This window comes from Bordetella sputigena (assembly GCF_965137885.1).
Taxonomy (GTDB): domain Bacteria; phylum Pseudomonadota; class Gammaproteobacteria; order Burkholderiales; family Burkholderiaceae_B; genus Bordetella_C; species Bordetella_C sputigena.
The window spans coordinates 18,301-34,674 of sequence record NZ_CBCSCA010000005.1 but is presented as its reverse complement, the minus strand read 5'-3'; the positions used below and the strand labels follow the sequence as shown (position 1 = coordinate 34,674).

At 66.2% G+C, this 16,374-nt stretch carries 15 protein-coding genes; 6 read left to right on the top strand and 9 right to left on the bottom strand.

Annotated elements, in window-relative coordinates; genetic code table 11:
* Positions 1 to 35: 35 nt before the first annotated feature.
* The 5 genes from fliK to ACNA0R_RS11280 all read right to left on the bottom strand — a co-directional run bounded on the left by fliK (position 36) and on the right by ACNA0R_RS11280 (position 4,479).
* On the bottom strand, positions 36 to 1,487 hold the full coding sequence (gene fliK / locus ACNA0R_RS11300) for a flagellar hook-length control protein FliK (protein ID WP_415826104.1): 1,452 nt from the start codon (positions 1,485 to 1,487) through the stop codon (positions 36 to 38).
* Between the two features lie 232 nt (positions 1,488 to 1,719).
* Entirely contained in the window at positions 1,720 to 2,073 is a 354-nt protein-coding gene (locus tag ACNA0R_RS11295; RefSeq protein WP_415826103.1) for a flagellar protein FliT, read from the bottom strand.
* Positions 2,074 to 2,119: 46 nt separating this feature from the next.
* Entirely contained in the window at positions 2,120 to 2,548 is a 429-nt protein-coding gene (gene fliS, locus ACNA0R_RS11290; protein WP_415826102.1) for a flagellar export chaperone FliS, read from the bottom strand.
* Positions 2,549 to 2,553: 5 nt separating this feature from the next.
* A complete protein-coding gene (gene fliD, locus ACNA0R_RS11285; protein ID WP_415826101.1) occupies positions 2,554 to 3,963 on the bottom strand; it encodes a flagellar filament capping protein FliD in 1,410 nt (469 codons plus the stop codon).
* A gap of 120 nt (positions 3,964 to 4,083) precedes the next feature.
* The gene (locus ACNA0R_RS11280; RefSeq protein ID WP_415826100.1) at positions 4,084 to 4,479 is read right to left on the bottom strand and encodes a flagellar protein FlaG; all 396 of its coding nucleotides are present in this window, start codon (positions 4,477 to 4,479) and stop codon (positions 4,084 to 4,086) included.
* Positions 4,480 to 4,762: 283 nt separating this feature from the next.
* Here ACNA0R_RS11280 and folC point away from each other — a divergent pair, with 283 nt between their 5' ends.
* The 4 genes from folC to purF all read left to right on the top strand — a co-directional run bounded on the left by folC (position 4,763) and on the right by purF (position 9,201).
* Positions 4,763 to 6,073 (top strand): bifunctional tetrahydrofolate synthase/dihydrofolate synthase, encoded by a 1,311-nt coding sequence (gene folC, locus ACNA0R_RS11275; RefSeq protein WP_415826099.1) that lies wholly within the window; start codon positions 4,763 to 4,765, stop codon positions 6,071 to 6,073.
* Positions 6,074 to 6,120: 47 nt separating this feature from the next.
* Positions 6,121 to 7,119: an SPOR domain-containing protein gene (locus tag ACNA0R_RS11270; protein ID WP_415826098.1), complete on the top strand. Its 999-nt coding sequence runs from the start codon at positions 6,121 to 6,123 to the stop codon at positions 7,117 to 7,119.
* The gene (locus tag ACNA0R_RS11265) at positions 7,116 to 7,604 is read left to right on the top strand and encodes a CvpA family protein (protein WP_415826097.1); all 489 of its coding nucleotides are present in this window, start codon (positions 7,116 to 7,118) and stop codon (positions 7,602 to 7,604) included. The genes ACNA0R_RS11270 and ACNA0R_RS11265 overlap by 4 nt, the downstream gene beginning before the upstream one ends.
* Before the next feature lie 76 nt (positions 7,605 to 7,680).
* Entirely contained in the window at positions 7,681 to 9,201 is a 1,521-nt protein-coding gene (gene purF, locus ACNA0R_RS11260) for an amidophosphoribosyltransferase (RefSeq protein ID WP_415826096.1), read from the top strand.
* A gap of 70 nt (positions 9,202 to 9,271) precedes the next feature.
* On the opposite strand, the gene ACNA0R_RS11255 is transcribed toward purF, so the two are convergent.
* The 4 genes from ACNA0R_RS11255 to map form a co-directional block, all read right to left on the bottom strand.
* Entirely contained in the window at positions 9,272 to 9,766 is a 495-nt protein-coding gene (locus ACNA0R_RS11255; protein WP_415826095.1) for a disulfide bond formation protein B, read from the bottom strand.
* Positions 9,767 to 9,810: 44 nt separating this feature from the next.
* Positions 9,811 to 10,527: a MarC family protein gene (locus ACNA0R_RS11250; RefSeq protein WP_415826094.1), complete on the bottom strand. Its 717-nt coding sequence runs from the start codon at positions 10,525 to 10,527 to the stop codon at positions 9,811 to 9,813.
* A gap of 280 nt (positions 10,528 to 10,807) precedes the next feature.
* Positions 10,808 to 13,447 carry a [protein-PII] uridylyltransferase gene (locus ACNA0R_RS11245; protein WP_415826093.1) on the bottom strand — a complete coding sequence of 880 codons (2,640 nt, stop codon included), beginning with the start codon at positions 13,445 to 13,447 and terminating at the stop codon, positions 10,808 to 10,810.
* A gap of 50 nt (positions 13,448 to 13,497) precedes the next feature.
* The gene (gene map / locus ACNA0R_RS11240; protein ID WP_415826092.1) at positions 13,498 to 14,319 is read right to left on the bottom strand and encodes a type I methionyl aminopeptidase; all 822 of its coding nucleotides are present in this window, start codon (positions 14,317 to 14,319) and stop codon (positions 13,498 to 13,500) included.
* Between the two features lie 311 nt (positions 14,320 to 14,630).
* Here map and rpsB point away from each other — a divergent pair, with 311 nt between their 5' ends.
* A complete protein-coding gene (gene rpsB / locus ACNA0R_RS11235; protein WP_415826091.1) occupies positions 14,631 to 15,380 on the top strand; it encodes a 30S ribosomal protein S2 in 750 nt (249 codons plus the stop codon).
* Between the two features lie 114 nt (positions 15,381 to 15,494).
* On the top strand, positions 15,495 to 16,373 hold the full coding sequence (gene tsf / locus ACNA0R_RS11230) for a translation elongation factor Ts (RefSeq protein WP_415826090.1): 879 nt from the start codon (positions 15,495 to 15,497) through the stop codon (positions 16,371 to 16,373).
* Position 16,374 lies beyond the last annotated feature (1 nt).

Sequence of the window (16,374 nt, the reverse complement as noted above, 5' to 3'; positions counted from 1 at the left end):
GAGGGAGGATGCGCGCTTGGGGCGGCCCGGCCCGCTCATAGCGCGGGCTCCGGGTCCGGCGCGTGCGCGCTGATGGTGAATTGCGTCAATTGCAGGCCGGCGCCTTCCATGCGTTTGCGCAGGTCCGCGCCGCCCGCGATGATTTCGCGCTCGCTTTCGGGCGCGACGATCTGCAGGGACAGGCGCTGGCCGGACAGGGAGATATTCGCCTCCACCGTGCCCAGGCGCGGCATGGTCAGCACCAGGCGGGTGGCCCAGCCGGCCGCCGGTTCGTCGACGTCGCCCATGTAGGCCTGCGCGTCGCGCTGCTCGCGGCGGATCTCCCACCACATGCCGGTGCCGGGCCAAGCCGTGCCTTCCCAGGCCAGGGTCTGGTTGGCCAGTACCTCCAACTGCTGGCGCACCAGTAGCGTGGCGTCCGGATGGATGCCCGGAGGCGCCGCCGGCGCGTGCGCCGGTGTGGACCCGGACCACGTCGGCGCGGACCCGCCGGCCGGCGTCCCATCGGCCTGCGCCATCGTCGGCGCGGCGCTGGTGGGCAGGTTGAAGCGCGGATTGTCCGCCAGGATGGATTGCTTGGGAACGGGCGTCTGTATGTTCTGGGCCTGGCTGGCGTCCAGGCCAGCCTGGGGTTCGCCGCGCAGTTGGGCCACGCCGCGCTGGCCGTAGGCCACGTCGCTGAGGTGCGATTCGTAGAACAGGCCGCTGGTTTCGATGGTCTGTTTCAGCGCCTGGGCCAGCGGTCCGGGCTGCGGCGTGCCGGGGGGCAGGGCGGCGGCGCGCGCCGCTTCCGCGCCCTGTGCGCCGGAACTGGCGGCGCCCGCGCCGGGGCGAGCGCCGTTGGCAAGCTGCGCCATGTCGTCGGCGGCGTTCAGCGCGGCGTTGGCCGCCGCGGCTTTGTTCGCGCCGCTGGCGGCCTGGTCGCGCGCGGATCCCGCGGACCCTGGCGCGCCCTGGTTCTGGCCATCCATGTCCTGCTGCGTACCGTCGTCGCGTTGCTGCACGGCACGGGGCTCGCCGGGCATGGCGCCGGCGGCGCCGGGGCGCGCGCCGGGTCCTTGCGCGGCGCTATCGGGGCCGGTGTCGGCGCTTGCGTCGCCCGACCACAGCGGGGCCTTGCCGGCCAGGGCCGGGGCGGTCTCCGGATACTGGGCGAGCAGGGTGAGGATGACGCGGGCCGTTTGGCCCAGCGTGGTGGGCGCGGACGGCGTGGTGCCGGTGCTGACGAAGCGGCTGCGCAGCGCGGCGGCAAGCTCGGCCTGTTCGGCCGCCTCCCGCAGCGCGGCGCGCTCGCGTCCGGTCAGATTGCCCAACTGGTCGTTGCCGCGTCCCTGCGGATCGGGCCGCACGCCATCGGCACCGCCGGGCGGAATGACCGCATCTCGAAGCGCGGTGTTGGTGCTGCCTTGCTGCGCGAGCTGCGTTCCCAGCACGGCGTCCAGCCGCTGCACCAGCAGCGAGCTGAGCGCGGTAGGGCCTATGCTCATTGGTAAGCCCTCCTGTCGCTACGCGACACCTCCCCAAGGGAGGACGCGCCTCCTTCGGGCGGCCGGGCGGAGGCGCGGATGTAAGCCCTCCTGTCGCTACGCGACACCTCCCCAAGGGAGGGAGCGCCTCCTTCGGGCGGCCGGGCGGAGGCACGGATGTGGGCCCTCCTGTCGCTACGCGACACCTCCCCAAGGGAGGGAGCGCCTCCTTCGGGCGGCCGGGCGGAGGCACTCATGCCACCGGCGCCTTAAACCCGTAAGCATTGAGCGCGGCCTGCTGTCGCTTCATGCGGCCGAGGAGCTCGCTCATGCGGGCCAGTTCCGGAATGGCCAGGTCGCGCGTATTGGCGTCGTTTTCCAGGATCTGCACCAGCATGTCATGCTTCTGGCGCCGCTCCGCATCATCCAGCGGTTCCGTCACGCCGATGGTGCGCAGCCGTTCGACGATCTCGCAATAGGCTTGTCCGAACTGCAGGACGCTGGTCCAGTCCTGCGCGCGGGCGGAGTTCAACATCGCCGCGGTGACCGCGACGATCTCGCGATAAAGCTCGAGAATGATTTGCGAGGACGAGGACGAGGACGGCATAGATAGTCTTGTGACAGCGGCGAGTAGTGTTGAGGGGCCTTGGCGATCAGCTTTTGGCGGCTTCGCCGGTGCGATCCACCGATGTCTGCCAGGCTTCCTGAAGCTGGGCCAGCAGCGTATCGGCGGTTTCCAGCAGCGCGGCATCTCCCTTCAGGTTGGCATTGATCAACGTACGCAGAACGTAGTCGTAAAGGTTGTTCAGATTGGCGGCGATCTCACCGCCATTCTGCAGGTCGAGCGCCTGCTTCAGACCTTCATCCACCAGGCGGATCGCCTTGCTGATGGCGATGGCCCGCGCGGAGCCATTGCCTTGTTCGATATGGATGCGCGCCTGGCCGATGGCCGCGCGCGCAGCCGTGTAGAGCAACGTGATGAGCCTTTCCGCGCTGGCGCTCATCACCTGGGTTTCAAGCCCTACGTCCGCGTAGGAGCGCACGGAGTAGGCATTATCCGGACGGCGGTATGCGTAGGTCATTTAAATTACTTCTGGTTGGAGAGCGCGGCGAATTGCTGCGTCAGGTACGAGCTGGTGTTGTTCATCTGCGCAACGAAGGAATCCAGCTGGACGAATTGCGCGCGCAGGTTGGCGATGTCGGCATCGATGCGATCGCTCACGCTGTCGTACTGGTCCTGCAGCGACTTCTTGGTTTCGTTCAGGCCGGCCGTGCGGGTAGCCAGCAACCCGTTCGAACCCAGGATGCCCTTGATCGCGGTTCCCATGCTGGTACCCAGCGTGGTCAGGATATCGCCGACGTCCTTGGGATTCTTGGACAGCGAGTCGTTCAGCGAATGCAGGTGCGTGCTGTCTATCGTGTTCAGGTTCAGCACCAGCGTGCCGTCATCCGGCGACGTGGTAATGCCCAGATCCTGGATCGTCCGCAGCGTATCGGTGCCCGAGGACAGTACGCGCAGGGCGCTGGCCAGGCTGGACGAAATGGAGCGGGTGGTGCTGTCGCCGGTCAGGGCCGAACCCTGGTTCGTCGTCGGATCGTACTTGGTCAGCGACGTCACCAGCGTCTGCAGCGTGTTGTAGGCGCTGACGAAACTCTGCACGGCCGACACCACGCCGGAAGAATCCGTGGCGACGTTGACCGTCACCGGGTCGTCGGTGACATCGGTCAGCGAGATGGTGACGTTGTCGATATTCTTGTCCAGCGTATTGGAGCCGCTGACGATCTGCACACCGTTGATGGTGGCCTTGGCGTCCGTCGCCTCTTCCTGCTGCGTCATGCCGCCGGTGGGCGTCGCCGCGGCGTCGTAGCCGATCGCGCTCTGGATATCGGTGTTGGTCGAGGTGATCTTGGTCACCGCCGCCTTGGTGCCGGTCGCCGACGACGTCAGCTGCAGATAGCTCTTGCCGTCGCCGTCGGTCAGGATGGACGCCGTGACGCCGGCCTTGTCATCCGCGTTGATGGCGCGGGCGATGCCGTTCAGGGATGTGTCCTTGCTGACGTCGATGGTCTTGCTGGTGCCGTCGGCCAGCGTCACCGTAATGCTGCCGCCCGTGCCGATCTTGGCGGTACGGTCGCCGATCGCGCCGGACTTCAATTGTTCCGCGGTGGCCAGCTGGTCCACCTGGATCTTGTACTTGGCCGGCGTGGCGCCCGCCTGCGTCTTCACCGTGAACGCGGTGCTGCCGCCGACGATGGTCGCCGTCGTGACGTTGTAAGTCTTGGGATCGGCCAGCGCGTTCGAGGCCGTTTGCAGCGTTTCGATGGCCTGCTGCAGGGTGCCGTATGCGGAGAGCTGCGTGGTAACCAGGGTCTGCTGGTTCTGGATAGGCACCAGCGCCAGCTTTTCGTTGTCCTTGAGGCTGTCCAGAATGCCCTGTAGATCCAGGTTCGAACCGGAGCCCAGGGAGGTGACTGGCGGTAGGGATGAGGTTGCCATCGTGCTGTTTCCTTGATGCGCTTATTCTGTCAAACAGGCGGCCCGCCCGATAAGCCGGGCAAGCGGCATAAGGCGGGCTTGTTCGGTGCTTTCAGTCGCCCTCGGCGGGGTGCCAGCCAATCAGGCGCTGGTTTCGACGCCGCCGCCCTGCATTTTGGTGATCATCTTGGCGATGTTCAGGACTGTCTCGCTGGGGATGGTCTTGATGACGTCCCCGGTTTTCGAGTCCTTGATGGAAATCACGACCCGATGGGTGTCCTGGTCGATTTCGAACTGCATCTGGGTCGACCAGGCTTCCATCTGCTCGTTGATTTTCTGTAGCGCCCGCTCCAGCGAAGATTGCGGGTCGGACGGCTGGCCGGACGAACCGCCATCACTGGTGGCGCCATCCGCGCCGGCCCCTTTCTGGGCGTCCGCGGTCGGGGTTACCAGAACGGCCGCATCGGGCAACGGTGCAGGTTGAGCCTCGACGGGCTGGACCGGGAGGGCCGCGGGGGCGATAGGGCTGACAGCCATAAGGACTCCACTTCTGCTGTGCGTCGGCGACGCGGGTTTCTGGGTAGACAACCACGTAACGGCAGAGTGCGGGGGAACTTAAGTCCACCCCCGAAGCGCTGGCGCGCTTCCCCCTCAAGGGGGCACGCCTGCGGACCGGCGGAGCCGGATCCGCGGCGTCCCGATTGCGGGGCACCGGTTATGCGCGGGCGGGCGGTTCTGTGGGCGCTTCTAAATGCTGCGTGCCTCCCGTTCANGGAGGGCGGCTGTTAAAATTGCGGTTGCTCCAGTTACGTTTTTCGCCATGTCTCTTACCGCTCCTCCGGACGCCGGCGCCACGCTCACGCAGTGGCTGGCCTATCTGGAATCGCTGCATCCCAAAACCATCGATCTGGGCCTGGAACGGGTGCGCGAGGTGGCGCGGCGGCTGAGGATCGAGCTGGATTGCGTCAAGATCGTCGTCGGCGGCACCAATGGCAAGGGTTCGACCTGCGCCATGATCGAAGCCATGCTGCTGGCCGCGGGCTTCAAGACCGGCCTGTACACCTCGCCCCACCTGATCGACTTCAACGAGCGCGTGCGCGTGAACGGCGAACTGGCCTCGGACGCCGACCTGATCGCCCAGTTCCAGGCGGTGGAAGCCGCCCGCGGCGACACCTCGTTGACCTACTTCGAATTCACCACCCTGGCCGCGCTGCGGCTGTTCGCCCAGTCGCGGCTGGACGCCGTGGTGCTGGAAGTCGGCCTGGGCGGACGCCTGGACGCGGTCAATATCGTCGACGCCGATTGCGCCGTCGTCACCAGCGTCGACCTCGACCATATGGACTGGCTGGGCGACACCCGCGAAAAAATCGGCTACGAAAAAGCCCATATCTACCGTCCCGGCAAGCCGGCCATCTGCGCCGACCCCGTGCCGCCGCAAAGCCTGCTCGATCACGCCGCCGCCATCGGCGCCGACCTTTGGCTCTTCGGCCGCGACTACAACTATTCGGGCGATCGCCAGCAATGGGCTTACGGCGGCCGGTCCCAGCGGCGTGGCGCGCTGGCCTATCCCGCCTTGCGCGGCGCCAATCAGCTGCTGAACGCCGCCGCCGCCCTGGCCGTGCTGGAATCCCTGCGCGACCGGCTGCCCGTGCCGCAACAGGCCGTGCGCCAGGGCCTGCTGCAGGCCACGCTGCCGGGCCGATTCCAGATCCTCCCGGGGCAGCCCACCGTCATCCTGGACGTGGGGCACAATCCCCACGCCGCGGCGGTGCTGGCGCAGAACCTGGACAACATGGGCTTCCACCCCTACACCTATGCGGTGTTCGGCATGCTCAACGACAAGGACGTCGCCGGCGTGGTCGCCAAGCTCGCCGGGCGCATAGACCGCTGGTATTGCGCGGGCCTGCCCGGGCCGCGCGGCGGCAGCGGCGAAGCCCTGGCCGAACGGGTGCGCGCGGCGCTGCCGCCACCCGGCGCGGGCGACGACGTACCGCTCATCTGCCCCTACGCCGATCCGGCCCAGGCCTATGCCGCGGCGCGCGCCCAGGCGGGTGAGAATGATAGAATCGTGGTGTTCGGATCGTTCTTCACGGTCGCCGCCGTGCTCCAGTCTCTGGGGCGAAAATCCTGAATTTTCCATCGCGCATCGGCGCGCCGGCTGCAAGGAATTCGTGCTTCATGGGTTTGTTCAATCGCAATGATTCCTCGTCGGACGCGCCGACGGGCCGTCCTCGTCCGTCGGTATCCAGCGAAGCGCAGGCGGCCGAACTTCGTTCGCGGGCGCGGCGCCGGCTAGCCGGCGCGATCGCCCTGGTGCTGGCGGCGGTCATCATCCTGCCCATGGTGCTGGATTCCGAACCGGCACGTGTCAGCGACGACATTCCCATCCGCATCCCCGACCGTAATTCGCCCTACCAGCCTGCCGTGTCCGATCCGCAGCCGCCGGCCGATGCCGGCGCGGCGGGCAGCGCCGGCGCGGGCACGCCCGCCACGGCAGGGGTGGCCGCGCCCGTCACCGCGGGCCCGCAGGGCCAAGCGGGACAGCCGTCGTCAGGCCAGCCGGCAGCGGCCGGCGGTACGCCTTCCCCCGACGCCGGCAGGCAGGCCACGCAGCCCCGGGCTGACGCCACGCGGCCCGGCGGTGATCCGGCGCATGCCGACGCCAGCCGTGCCGACGCCAGCCGCACCGACACCAGCCGCACCGATGCCAGCCGCACTGACGCCAGCCGCGCCTCCACCCGTCCCGACGCGCGCGCGGACGCCTCGCGGCCGGAGTCCAGGCCGGACAGCCGTCCCGAATCCAAGCCGCCCGCCAAGCCCGAGCCCGCCGCACGCACCGACGACGGCAGCAAGGCGCTGGCGCTGCTGGAAGGCCGCTCGAGCGGCGGTTCGGCCCCGGCCAAGCCCGCGGCAACCGATACCCGCGCCAGCGCGGACACCAAGGGCAATTTCGTCCTGCAGATCGCCGCGTATACCACGCAGGCGGACGCGCAGGCCCGCCGCGACAAGTTGCACGCGGCCGGCGTGACCAACGCATTCGTCCAGGAAACCAGTGTGGGCGGCAAACAGCAATACCGGCTGCGCGTGGGGCCATTCCCTTCGCGCGAGGCGGCCCAGGCGGCCCAGGCGCGGTTGCGCACCTTGGGTTATGACAACGGTTTCATCGCCGCGCAGTGACCGGGTTCGATTTCGTCGTGGTGGCGATCATCGCCATATCGGGGCTGCTGGGCCTGGTGCGCGGCCTGCTCAAGGAAATCCTCTCCTTGCTGGCGTACATCCTGGCCTTCGTGGCGGCAATCTGGTGGGGCCCGACGGTCTACGGCTGGCTTGCCCAATGGATAGAAACGACGGTGCTGCGCATGGGCGCCGCCTATGCGGCCGTATTCCTGGTGGTGTTGCTGGGAGTCGGCCTGGTCAATATGACTTTGTCGGCGCTGATCCGCACCACCGGCCTATCGCCGGCCGACCATGGGCTGGGCGGTCTGTTCGGGCTGGTACGCGGCGCGCTCATTGTGCTGGTGCTGGTCACGGTGGCCGGCTACACGCCGCTGCCGCAGGAGCCCTGGTGGCGCGACGCGATGTTCTCCCATACGGCCACAGAAGCCGTCAAACATACCAAAGTGTGGCTCCCGCCCTCCCTGGCGTCCATGCTGCCGTATTGAAGATGGCCATATCGAGGCCATATTGAGCGTATTCGTATCGTTCGTAAGAACGCAGTAGGATCAACAGGAAATTGCCATGTGTGGAATTGTCGGCGTCGTGGGGCGCAATCCGGTCAACCAGCTGCTCTACGATAGCCTGCTGCTGCTGCAGCACCGGGGGCAGGATGCGGCCGGCATCGCCACGGCGCAGGGTAGCCAGTTCAACCTGTACAAGGCGCACGGACTGGTCCGCGATGTCTTCCGCACGCGCAATATGCGGGCATTGCCGGGCAATAGCGGTGTCGGCCAGGTCCGCTATCCCACGGCGGGATCCAGCGCCAGCGAAGAGGAAGCCCAGCCGTTCTACGTGAATGCGCCTTTCGGCATCATGATGGCGCACAACGGCAACCTGACCAATTGGCGCGAACTGCGCGAATCCCTGTTCCGCGTCGATCGCCGCCACATCAACACCAATTCCGATTCCGAAGTCCTGCTGAACGTGCTCGCGCACGAACTGCAGTCCGCCGCGAATGGCATCTCGCTGGATGACGACGCGATCTTCCGCGCCGTCGCGGCCGTGCACCGCCGTGTGCGCGGCGCTTATGCCGTCGTCGCGCAGATCGCCGGCTACGGCTTGCTGGCCTTCCGCGATCCCTACGGCATTCGTCCTCTCTGCATCGGCCGGCAGGAAACCGAGCAGGGTGACGTCGAATGGATGGCGGCTTCGGAATCCGTCGCGCTGGAAGGCAGCGGTTTCAGCTTCGTGCGCGACGTGGCCCCCGGCGAAGCGGTGTTCATCGACCTGGAAGGCAAGCTCTATAGCCGCCTGTGCGCCGAAAATGCCCAGCTCGTGCCGTGCATTTTCGAATACGTGTATTTTGCCCGGCCCGATTCGCTGATGGACGGCGTGTCCGTCTACGACGCGCGCCTGCGCATGGGTGAATACCTGGCCGATAAGGTGGCGCGCAGCATGCGGCTGGGCGATATCGATGTCGTCATGCCGATTCCGGATTCTTCCCGTCCCGCCGCCATGCAGTTGGCCGCGCGCCTGAACCTGGATTATCGCGAAGGCCTGATCAAGAACCGCTACGTCGGCCGTACCTTCATCATGCCGGGCCAGGCCGTGCGCAAGAAATCGGTGCGGCAGAAGCTCAACGCCATCGGCCGCGAATTCCAGGGCAAGAACGTGCTGCTGGTGGACGATTCCATCGTGCGCGGCACGACCAGCCGGGAAATCGTTGAAATGGCGCGCGCCGCCGGCGCCAACAAAGTGTTCTTTGCCTCCGCCGCGCCGCCCGTGCGGTTTCCCAATGTCTATGGCATCGATATGCCCACGCAGCGGGAGCTCATCGCCACCGGCCGTAGCGACGAGGAGATCGCCCGCACGATAGGGGCCGACGCGTTGGTGTATCAGGATCTGGACAATATGCAGCAGGCGGTGCGCGACCTGAATCCGGCGATGTCCCGCTTCGAGGCGTCCTGCTTCGACGGCCAGTACATTACCGGCGACATCACGCCGGAATACCTGGAGCGCCTGGGCCAGAGCCGCGGCGAGGCCGACGAGGAATCGCGCGGCGGCCTCTTGTTCAACATGGGCTACGCCGCCAACGACGCCTGATCGCTCGGCGCAAGCGAAAAGCGGCGGACCGTGATGACCGGTCCGCCGCTTTTCTTTTTGGGCGTGGTATTCAGCGCGCGCCCACCGCCTTTACGTCCGACGAAGCAGCGCCTCGCAAGCTCAGGAAAGCCAGGATGGCGAACAGCACCAGGCTCCATACCGCGTATTCCACGCCGAGCACCTTTACTACGGCGTCCATGCAAGTGGCATAGATGCCGAACACGGACGGCAGCGCGGCATCGAGCCCGCTGCCGGCGATGAACTTGTCGGCGAAGGTCTGCTCGCACGACAGCAGTTGCGAAGCCACGGTGTATTGGTAATAAGCGGCCCATACGCCGCATAACGATAGGATCAGGCCCAGCAGCGCGCCCACGCGCCGCATCACGGGGCCGAGAAAGGCCAGCACCAGGCAGACGACGCCGATGACGATATAGATCAGCCGCTGCAGCACGCACCACGCGCAAGGTTGCAGACCGAAGGCATACTGGGACACCAGCGCGATGCACACGGCGCCGAAGGCCAGGATGGCGATCAGGACCAGAGTACGTTGCGAAGTCGACATCATGATGTTTCTTATCCTGTGGCGTAAGAAGGTGAAAGGTGCTGGCGCTATTGCGCGGAGGCCGCCGAGCCGCCGTTGACGGCTTCGACCAGCACGCTCAGCAAGAGTTCATGCACGCCGTCCCAGACGATCTGCACCCCCAGGCACAACAGCACGAAGGCCGACAGCCGCATGAATACCGCCGTGCCGTTGTCGCCCAGCCTGTACAGGAATTGCGCGGCGAAGCGCAGGCAGACATACAGCGTCAGTGCGGTGACCAGGATGCCGGGCAGCGAACCGACCAGCTTGACCAGGCTGACGATATGGTCCGGTTCGCGCAACGAAGCGCCCACCGTAATCGCGGCGGCAATGGAGCCCGGGCCGCAGGAGATCGGGAAGGTCAGGGGATAGAAGGCGCGTGCCTTGGCCATCTCCGGCGTGAAGGATTCGGCCGCGCGCGCGGCGCTCTGGGCGCCGCCATCCGGCGAATTCACCAGACGCCAGGCGCTGGCGATGACCAGCAGCCCGCCGCCCACGCGGACGATGGCCAGCGACAGCCCGAAGAAACTCAACAGCACGTTGCCGGCCACCATCGCGATGGTCAACATCACGCCGACATTGATGGCAACCCGCTTGGCCAGCGCCACGCGAGTCGTGCTGGAAGCGCCTTCGGTCAACGTCCAGAAGATGGGCGCGACCGCGGGGGGATTCAGGAAAGGCAGCAGCGTGGCCAGCGCGAATAGGAAACTGCGACCAAACACCAGCAGATATTCGTGCACGAGCATGGGGAAGGGGCGTGGCCGGCAACTAGGAACGTCGATTGTAAGCGTCGGGCTATCGTCGCGGCCATGTCAGCGTGGAGGTAATGCAGCATCCAAAGCCGCAATTGTGCGTCGGATTTCATCCGCCCCCAGGCCCAGGGCGCGCGGCTCGCGCTCCGCCGGTCCGCGAGACACAGGTGCAGCCCGATCGAGGACGCCGAGGATCCGGGCGGGCGGCTAGCCCGCCGCCGGTCCTCCAGCGTCGTCCCCCTGGGGGGAAGCGCGCAGCGCTTCGGGGGGCGCCTCACGCCGCCGCGCGTTGCACGCCGTCGCCGGATAGGGCATCAAGGACGGCGCGTTCGAACTGCATCTGCGAACGCGGCCTTTCCAGGGCCGCGCCTTCGATAATAAAAACGTCTTCCACGCGGTCGCCCAGCGTCATGACCTTGGCCATTTGCAGGTTCACGCCATGGCCGACGAACACCCGCGCCAGGGCGTGCAGCAAGCCCGGGCGATCGGTGGCCGTGACCGAAAGCCGCCACGATTTGCTGCGTTCGTCCGGCTGCAGCTCGGCTTGCGGCGACACCGGAAATACGCGCGACATCCGCGATTGCCGCAGCCGTCCATAGGACATGGTGCCGGCCGCGCCGCTCGCGGCGGCCGTCCCGCCGTCCTTGAGCCGGGCGGCCAATTCATGTTCGACCAGCGCCGCTTGCGCGCGCAGATCGCTGGCGCCATCCGGCAGCAGCACGATAAAGCTGTCCAGCGCCCAGCCGTGGCGCGTGGTATGGATGCGTGCGTCCTGGATGCTCAGGGACTTGGCGTCGAAATAGCCGCAGATCGCCGCGAACAGGTCGGGCGCATCGCGGGTATACACCATGACTTGCAGGCCTTCTCCGTGCTCCGTGGGCCTGGCCTTGACCACTGCCTGGTCCGGCGCCGGACGATGGTAAAGATGGCGCGTATGCCAGGCGATGTCGGAAGCGTCGTGACGCAGGAAATAGGCAACGTCCAACTGCTTCCAGAAGGCTTCGCGCGCGTCGTCGCGCAGGCCCGCCAGGCGCGTCAGCCGCGCCGCTTCGGCCTTGCGATGATTCAGCACCGTGTCGGCGTCATGATGCGCGCCGCCCAGCGCGCCCAGCGTCAGGCGGTACAGGTCTTCCAGCAGCTTGCCTTTCCAGGCGTTCCAGACCTTGGGGCTGGTGCCGCGGATGTCGGCCACCGTCAGCAGATACAAGGCGGTCAGGTGGCGTTCATCCTTGACCGTGGCGGCAAACTCGCGCACGACCTCCGGGTCGGACAGGTCGCGCTTCTGCGCCACCGTCGACATCAGCAGATGCTGTCGCACCAGGAACTCCACCAATTCGGCGTCCTCGGGCGCCAGGCCGTGTTCATGGGCGAACTTGCGCACCTCGCGGGCACCCAATTCCGAATGGTCGCCGCCTCGCCCCTTGGCGATGTCGTGGAACAGCGCGGCGACGTAAAGCAGCCAGTGCCGGTCCAGCTCGGAAATCAACTGGCTGGCCAGCGGATACTCCTGCGCGTGTTCCGGCATGGTGAAGCGGCGCAGGTTGCGGATGACCGTCAGCGTATGCTGGTCCACCGTATAGACGTGGAACAGGTCGTGCTGCATCTGGCCGACGATGCGCCGGAACACCGGCAGATAGCGCGGCAGGATGTTCAGCATGGTCATGCGGCGCAGTTCGTGCACGATGCCCGAAGGCTGCTGCAGGATCTGCAGGAACAGGCGGCGATTGACCGGATTGCGCCGGAACTGGGCGTCGATGCGGTGGCGTGCGTGCCAGATCGCGCGCAGCGTGCGCGCCGACATGCCTTTCAGGTCGGGATGCTGCTGCATGACCAGGAAGGCGCGCAGCAGCAGGGTCGGATTGCGCTCGAACGCGTCGTCGCGGATGACGTCCAGCCGGTCGTGCAGCCTGCGGAAGTCATCATCGATATCGCGCGCGTCGGACGCCGGCCGCGGAAACAGCCGTTCCTCGATATTCTGGACCAGGATGGAATTCAGCTGCGTGACCAGGCGCGCGGCCCAGTAGTAGCGCTGCATCATCAGTTCGCTGGCGCGCCGCGTGGCCGTCGCCTTGATGCCGTAGACCTCCGCCAGGGCCGGCTGCAGATCGAACAGTACGCGGTCCTCGCGGCGCTTGGACATCAGGTGCAGTTCGATGCGCAGGCGCTTGAAGGCCTGTTCGGCCCGCCGCAGGCCGCGCGCTTCGGAGGCCGTCAGCAGGCCGGCCTTGGCGATCTCCCGCCAGCTATCGCCGAAGCCGGCGGCGCGCGCCATCCACATGATGACCTGCAGATCCCGCAGGCCGCCGGGCGATTCCTTGCAGTTGGGTTCCAGCGCGTAGGGCGTGTCCTGGTAGCGCGCGTGACGCTGCTGCATTTCGACGCGCTTGGCGCGAAAAAACACTGCGGGATCCAGGCGTGCCCGCATCGCCGTGTCGAAGCTTTTCATCAGCGCGCGATTGCCGGCCAGCCAGCGCGATTCCAGCAGCGCGGTTTCCACGGTGATGTCGGCGTCCGCCTCGCGTTCGCAATCGGCGATGGTGCGCACGCTGTGGCCGGGTTCCAGGCCCAGGTCCCACAGCGCCGCCACCAGCCGCTCGATGGCGGCTTCCTCATCGCGCGAGGGCGGGTGCGGCAGCAGTATCAGCAGGTCGACGTCGGAATGCGGGTACAGCTCGCCGCGGCCGTAGCCCCCCACGGCGGCCAGCACGGCGCCGGGCGGCAGGGGGCATTGCTTGATCAGGTCGCGCAGCGTCTGGTCGGTGATCCGGCGCAACTCGTGCAGCAGCGGATCGGGCCGTTCATGTTCGCGGAAGGCGGCGATGGCGGCATCGCGCCTGGCGCGCATGCGCGCGCGCAGGGCAGGCAGGTCCGCGGCGTCGGGCGCCGCGCAGGAAGGTTCGGCTTGCGTGCTCATACGGCGGTCCTTCCGGTATTCGCTGTGCGGCGGTCGGTTGGGCGGCGCCGCTAGGCGGCCGGAACGGCGACGTTTTCGGTGACGAAGGCGGGCGGGGCCGGCATGCCGGGGGACACCGTCAACACTTCATAGCCCGTTTCCGTGACCAGGACGGTATGTTCCCACTGCGCCGACAGGCTGTGGTCGCGCGTCACCACCGTCCAGCCGTCCGACAGCTGGCGGATTTCGCGACGTCCCGCGTTGATCATGGGCTCGATGGTGAAGATCATGCCCGGCACCAGCTTTACGCCCGTGCCCGGCTTGCCGTAGTGCAGCACCTGCGGGTCTTCGTGGAAGCGCCGCCCCACGCCGTGGCCGCAGAACTCGCGCACCACCGAAAAGCCATTGCTTTCGGCGTGCTTCTGGATGGCGCTGCCGATGTCGCCCAGCGTTGCGCCCGCGCGCACCTGGCGGATGCCCAGCCACATGCATTCGTAGGTGATGTCGGTCAGGCGGCGGGCCAGGATCGAGGGTTCGCCGACGTAGAACATCCGGCTGGTGTCGCCGAACCAGCCATCTTTAATGATGGTGACATCGATATTCAGTACGTCCCCGTTTTTCAGGACCTTATCGCCAGGGATGCCGTGGCACACCTGATGATTTACCGATGTGCAGATGGCGCCGGGAAATGGCGGGTAGCCGGGGGGCGCATAGCCGACGGTGGCCGACTTGACCTTGAGTTCGTTGGTCAGGTAGTCCAGCGCCAGACGGTCCAGTTCGCCGGTCGTGACGCCGGGCTTCACGTAAGGCGTCAGGTAATCCAGTACGCGCGCGGCGTCCTGGCAGGCCAGGCGCATTTGGTCGAGATCGGCGGGGTCGGTGACTATGCCCATGTATCAGCTTGAGGATTGGCTTGGAAAAATAGTAGAATTATAGGCTTCCCTGAAAAAGCAGGGGAGCTTCCCTGTGAAGTCTGCCTGGAAATCCTGACTGGAGACCCCCTGACTGGAGACCCCCTGACTGGGGATCCTGACTGGAGATCCGGCGGAAAGCCAGTGCGAAGTCTAATCGCTCTAATCGCGCGCCCAGCCAACGAGGGTGTCGACGGTATCGCCGCGGCAAGGTGGCCCCAACGGGTAACCCCAACGCCGAAGCGGACTGTCCGATGCAGGCCTGGCGCAAGTCCAAACCCTTGGAGAATACTATGTCCCTCATGCGTGAAATGCTGGAAGCCGGTGTCCACTTCGGCCACCAGACCCGTTACTGGAATCCGAAGATGGCTCCGTTCATCTTCGGTCAGCGTAACAAGATCCACATCATCAACCTCGAACAAACGGTCGGCAAGTACGTCGAAGCCACCAAGTTCGTCAAGCAACTGGCCGCTCGTGGCGGCACGATCCTGTTCGTGGGCACCAAGCGCGCCGCCCGTGAACTGATCGCCGGCGAAGCCGCCCGCTGCGGCATGCCTTTCGTCGACGCCCGCTGGCTGGGCGGCATGCTGACCAACTTCAAGACGGTCAAGACCTCCATCAAGCGCCTGAAGGACATGGAAGCCGTGGTCGCCGAAGGCGGCGCGGAGCGCATGATCAAGAAGGAAGGCCTGCTGTTCCAGCGCGAACTGGAAAAGCTGAACAAGTCCATGGGCGGCATCAAGGACATGAACGGCCTGCCGGACGCGCTGTTCGTGATCGACGTCGGCTACCACAAGATCGCCATCGCCGAAGCCCGCAAGCTGGGTATTCCGGTCGTGGCCGTGGTCGACACCAACCACTCGCCGGATGGCATCGACTACGTCATCCCCGGCAATGACGACTCCGCCAAGGCCATCGCGCTGTATGCCAAGGGCATCGCCGACGCCGTGCTGGAAGGCCGCGAGCAGAACCTGAACGGTCTGGTCGAAGAAGGCGGCGAAGGCCAGGAAGAGTTCGTCGAAGTCCAGGACGGCCAGGCCTGATAGCCGGGCGCCCCGCGGGCGCCCGCGCCGGATGCACGCCATGCGGGTGCATCCCCGAATCGAAACAACATGCCCCGGCTTGCCGGGGCGTGCTTTAGAAAGAATGGAGCGAACATGGCTGAAATTACCGCCTCGATGGTCAAGGAACTGCGCGAAAAGACCGACGCGCCCATGATGGAATGCAAAAAGGCGCTGACCGAAGCCGAGGGCGATCTGGCCCGCGCCGAGGAAATCCTGCGCGTCAAGCTGGGCAACAAGGCCAGCAAGGCCGCCGCGCGCGTCACGGCCGAAGGCCTGATCGGCTTGTACATCTCGCCCGATGCCAAGCAGGGCGCCGTGATCGAAGTCAACTGCGAAACCGACTTCGTCGCCAAGAACAACGACTTCGTCGCCTACGTCAACACGCTGGCCGAACTGGTTGCGACCAAGAACCCGGCCGACGTGGCCGCGCTGTCCGAACTGCCCCTGGAAGGCGGCACCGTCGAAACCGTGCGCACCGCCCTGATCGGCAAGATCGGTGAAAACATCTCGATCCGCCGCTTCGAGCGCATCCAGACCGCCAACAAGCTGGCCAGCTACGTGCACGGCGGCAAGATCGGCGTGCTGGTCGACTTCAACGGCGCGGACAGCGTCGGCAAGGACCTGGCCATGCACATCGCGGCCACCAAGCCCAAGGCCCTGAACGCCGAAGGCGTCCCGGCCGCCGATATCGCGACGGAGCGTTCCGTGGCGGAGCAGAAGGCCGCCGAATCCGGCAAGCCGGCCGACATCGTCGCCAAGATGGTCGAAGGCTCGGTGCAGAAGTTCCTGAAGGAAGTCACGCTGCTGTCGCAGCCCTTCGTCAAGAACGACAAGCAGACCGTTGAACAGATGCTGAAGGCCGAAAACGCCGGTATCGCGCGTTTTGCCCTGTTCATCGTCGGCGAAGGCATCGAAAAGAAAACCACCGATTTCGCGGCGGAAGTCGCTGCCGCCGCTGCCGGCCGCGCCTGAT

Excerpts from the sequence above, each read along its gene's own strand:
- fliK (WP_415826104.1), bottom strand. The coding sequence starts at position 1,487 with ATGAGCATAGGCCCTACCGCGCTCAGCTCGCTGCTGGTGCAGCGGCTG.
- ACNA0R_RS11295 (WP_415826103.1), bottom strand. The coding sequence starts at position 2,073 with ATGCCGTCCTCGTCCTCGTCCTCGCAAATCATTCTCGAGCTTTATCGC.
- fliS (WP_415826102.1), bottom strand. The coding sequence starts at position 2,548 with ATGACCTACGCATACCGCCGTCCGGATAATGCCTACTCCGTGCGCTCC.
- fliD (WP_415826101.1), bottom strand. The coding sequence starts at position 3,963 with ATGGCAACCTCATCCCTACCGCCAGTCACCTCCCTGGGCTCCGGTTCG.
- ACNA0R_RS11280 (WP_415826100.1), bottom strand. The coding sequence starts at position 4,479 with ATGGCTGTCAGCCCTATCGCCCCCGCGGCCCTCCCGGTCCAGCCCGTC.
- folC (WP_415826099.1), top strand. The coding sequence starts at position 4,763 with ATGTCTCTTACCGCTCCTCCGGACGCCGGCGCCACGCTCACGCAGTGG.
- ACNA0R_RS11270 (WP_415826098.1), top strand. The coding sequence starts at position 6,121 with ATGGGTTTGTTCAATCGCAATGATTCCTCGTCGGACGCGCCGACGGGC.
- purF (WP_415826096.1), top strand. The coding sequence starts at position 7,681 with ATGTGTGGAATTGTCGGCGTCGTGGGGCGCAATCCGGTCAACCAGCTG.
- ACNA0R_RS11255 (WP_415826095.1), bottom strand. The coding sequence starts at position 9,766 with ATGATGTCGACTTCGCAACGTACTCTGGTCCTGATCGCCATCCTGGCC.
- ACNA0R_RS11250 (WP_415826094.1), bottom strand. The coding sequence starts at position 10,527 with ATGCTCGTGCACGAATATCTGCTGGTGTTTGGTCGCAGTTTCCTATTC.
- ACNA0R_RS11245 (WP_415826093.1), bottom strand. The coding sequence starts at position 13,447 with ATGAGCACGCAAGCCGAACCTTCCTGCGCGGCGCCCGACGCCGCGGAC.
- map (WP_415826092.1), bottom strand. The coding sequence starts at position 14,319 with ATGGGCATAGTCACCGACCCCGCCGATCTCGACCAAATGCGCCTGGCC.
- rpsB (WP_415826091.1), top strand. The coding sequence starts at position 14,631 with ATGTCCCTCATGCGTGAAATGCTGGAAGCCGGTGTCCACTTCGGCCAC.
- tsf (WP_415826090.1), top strand. The coding sequence starts at position 15,495 with ATGGCTGAAATTACCGCCTCGATGGTCAAGGAACTGCGCGAAAAGACC.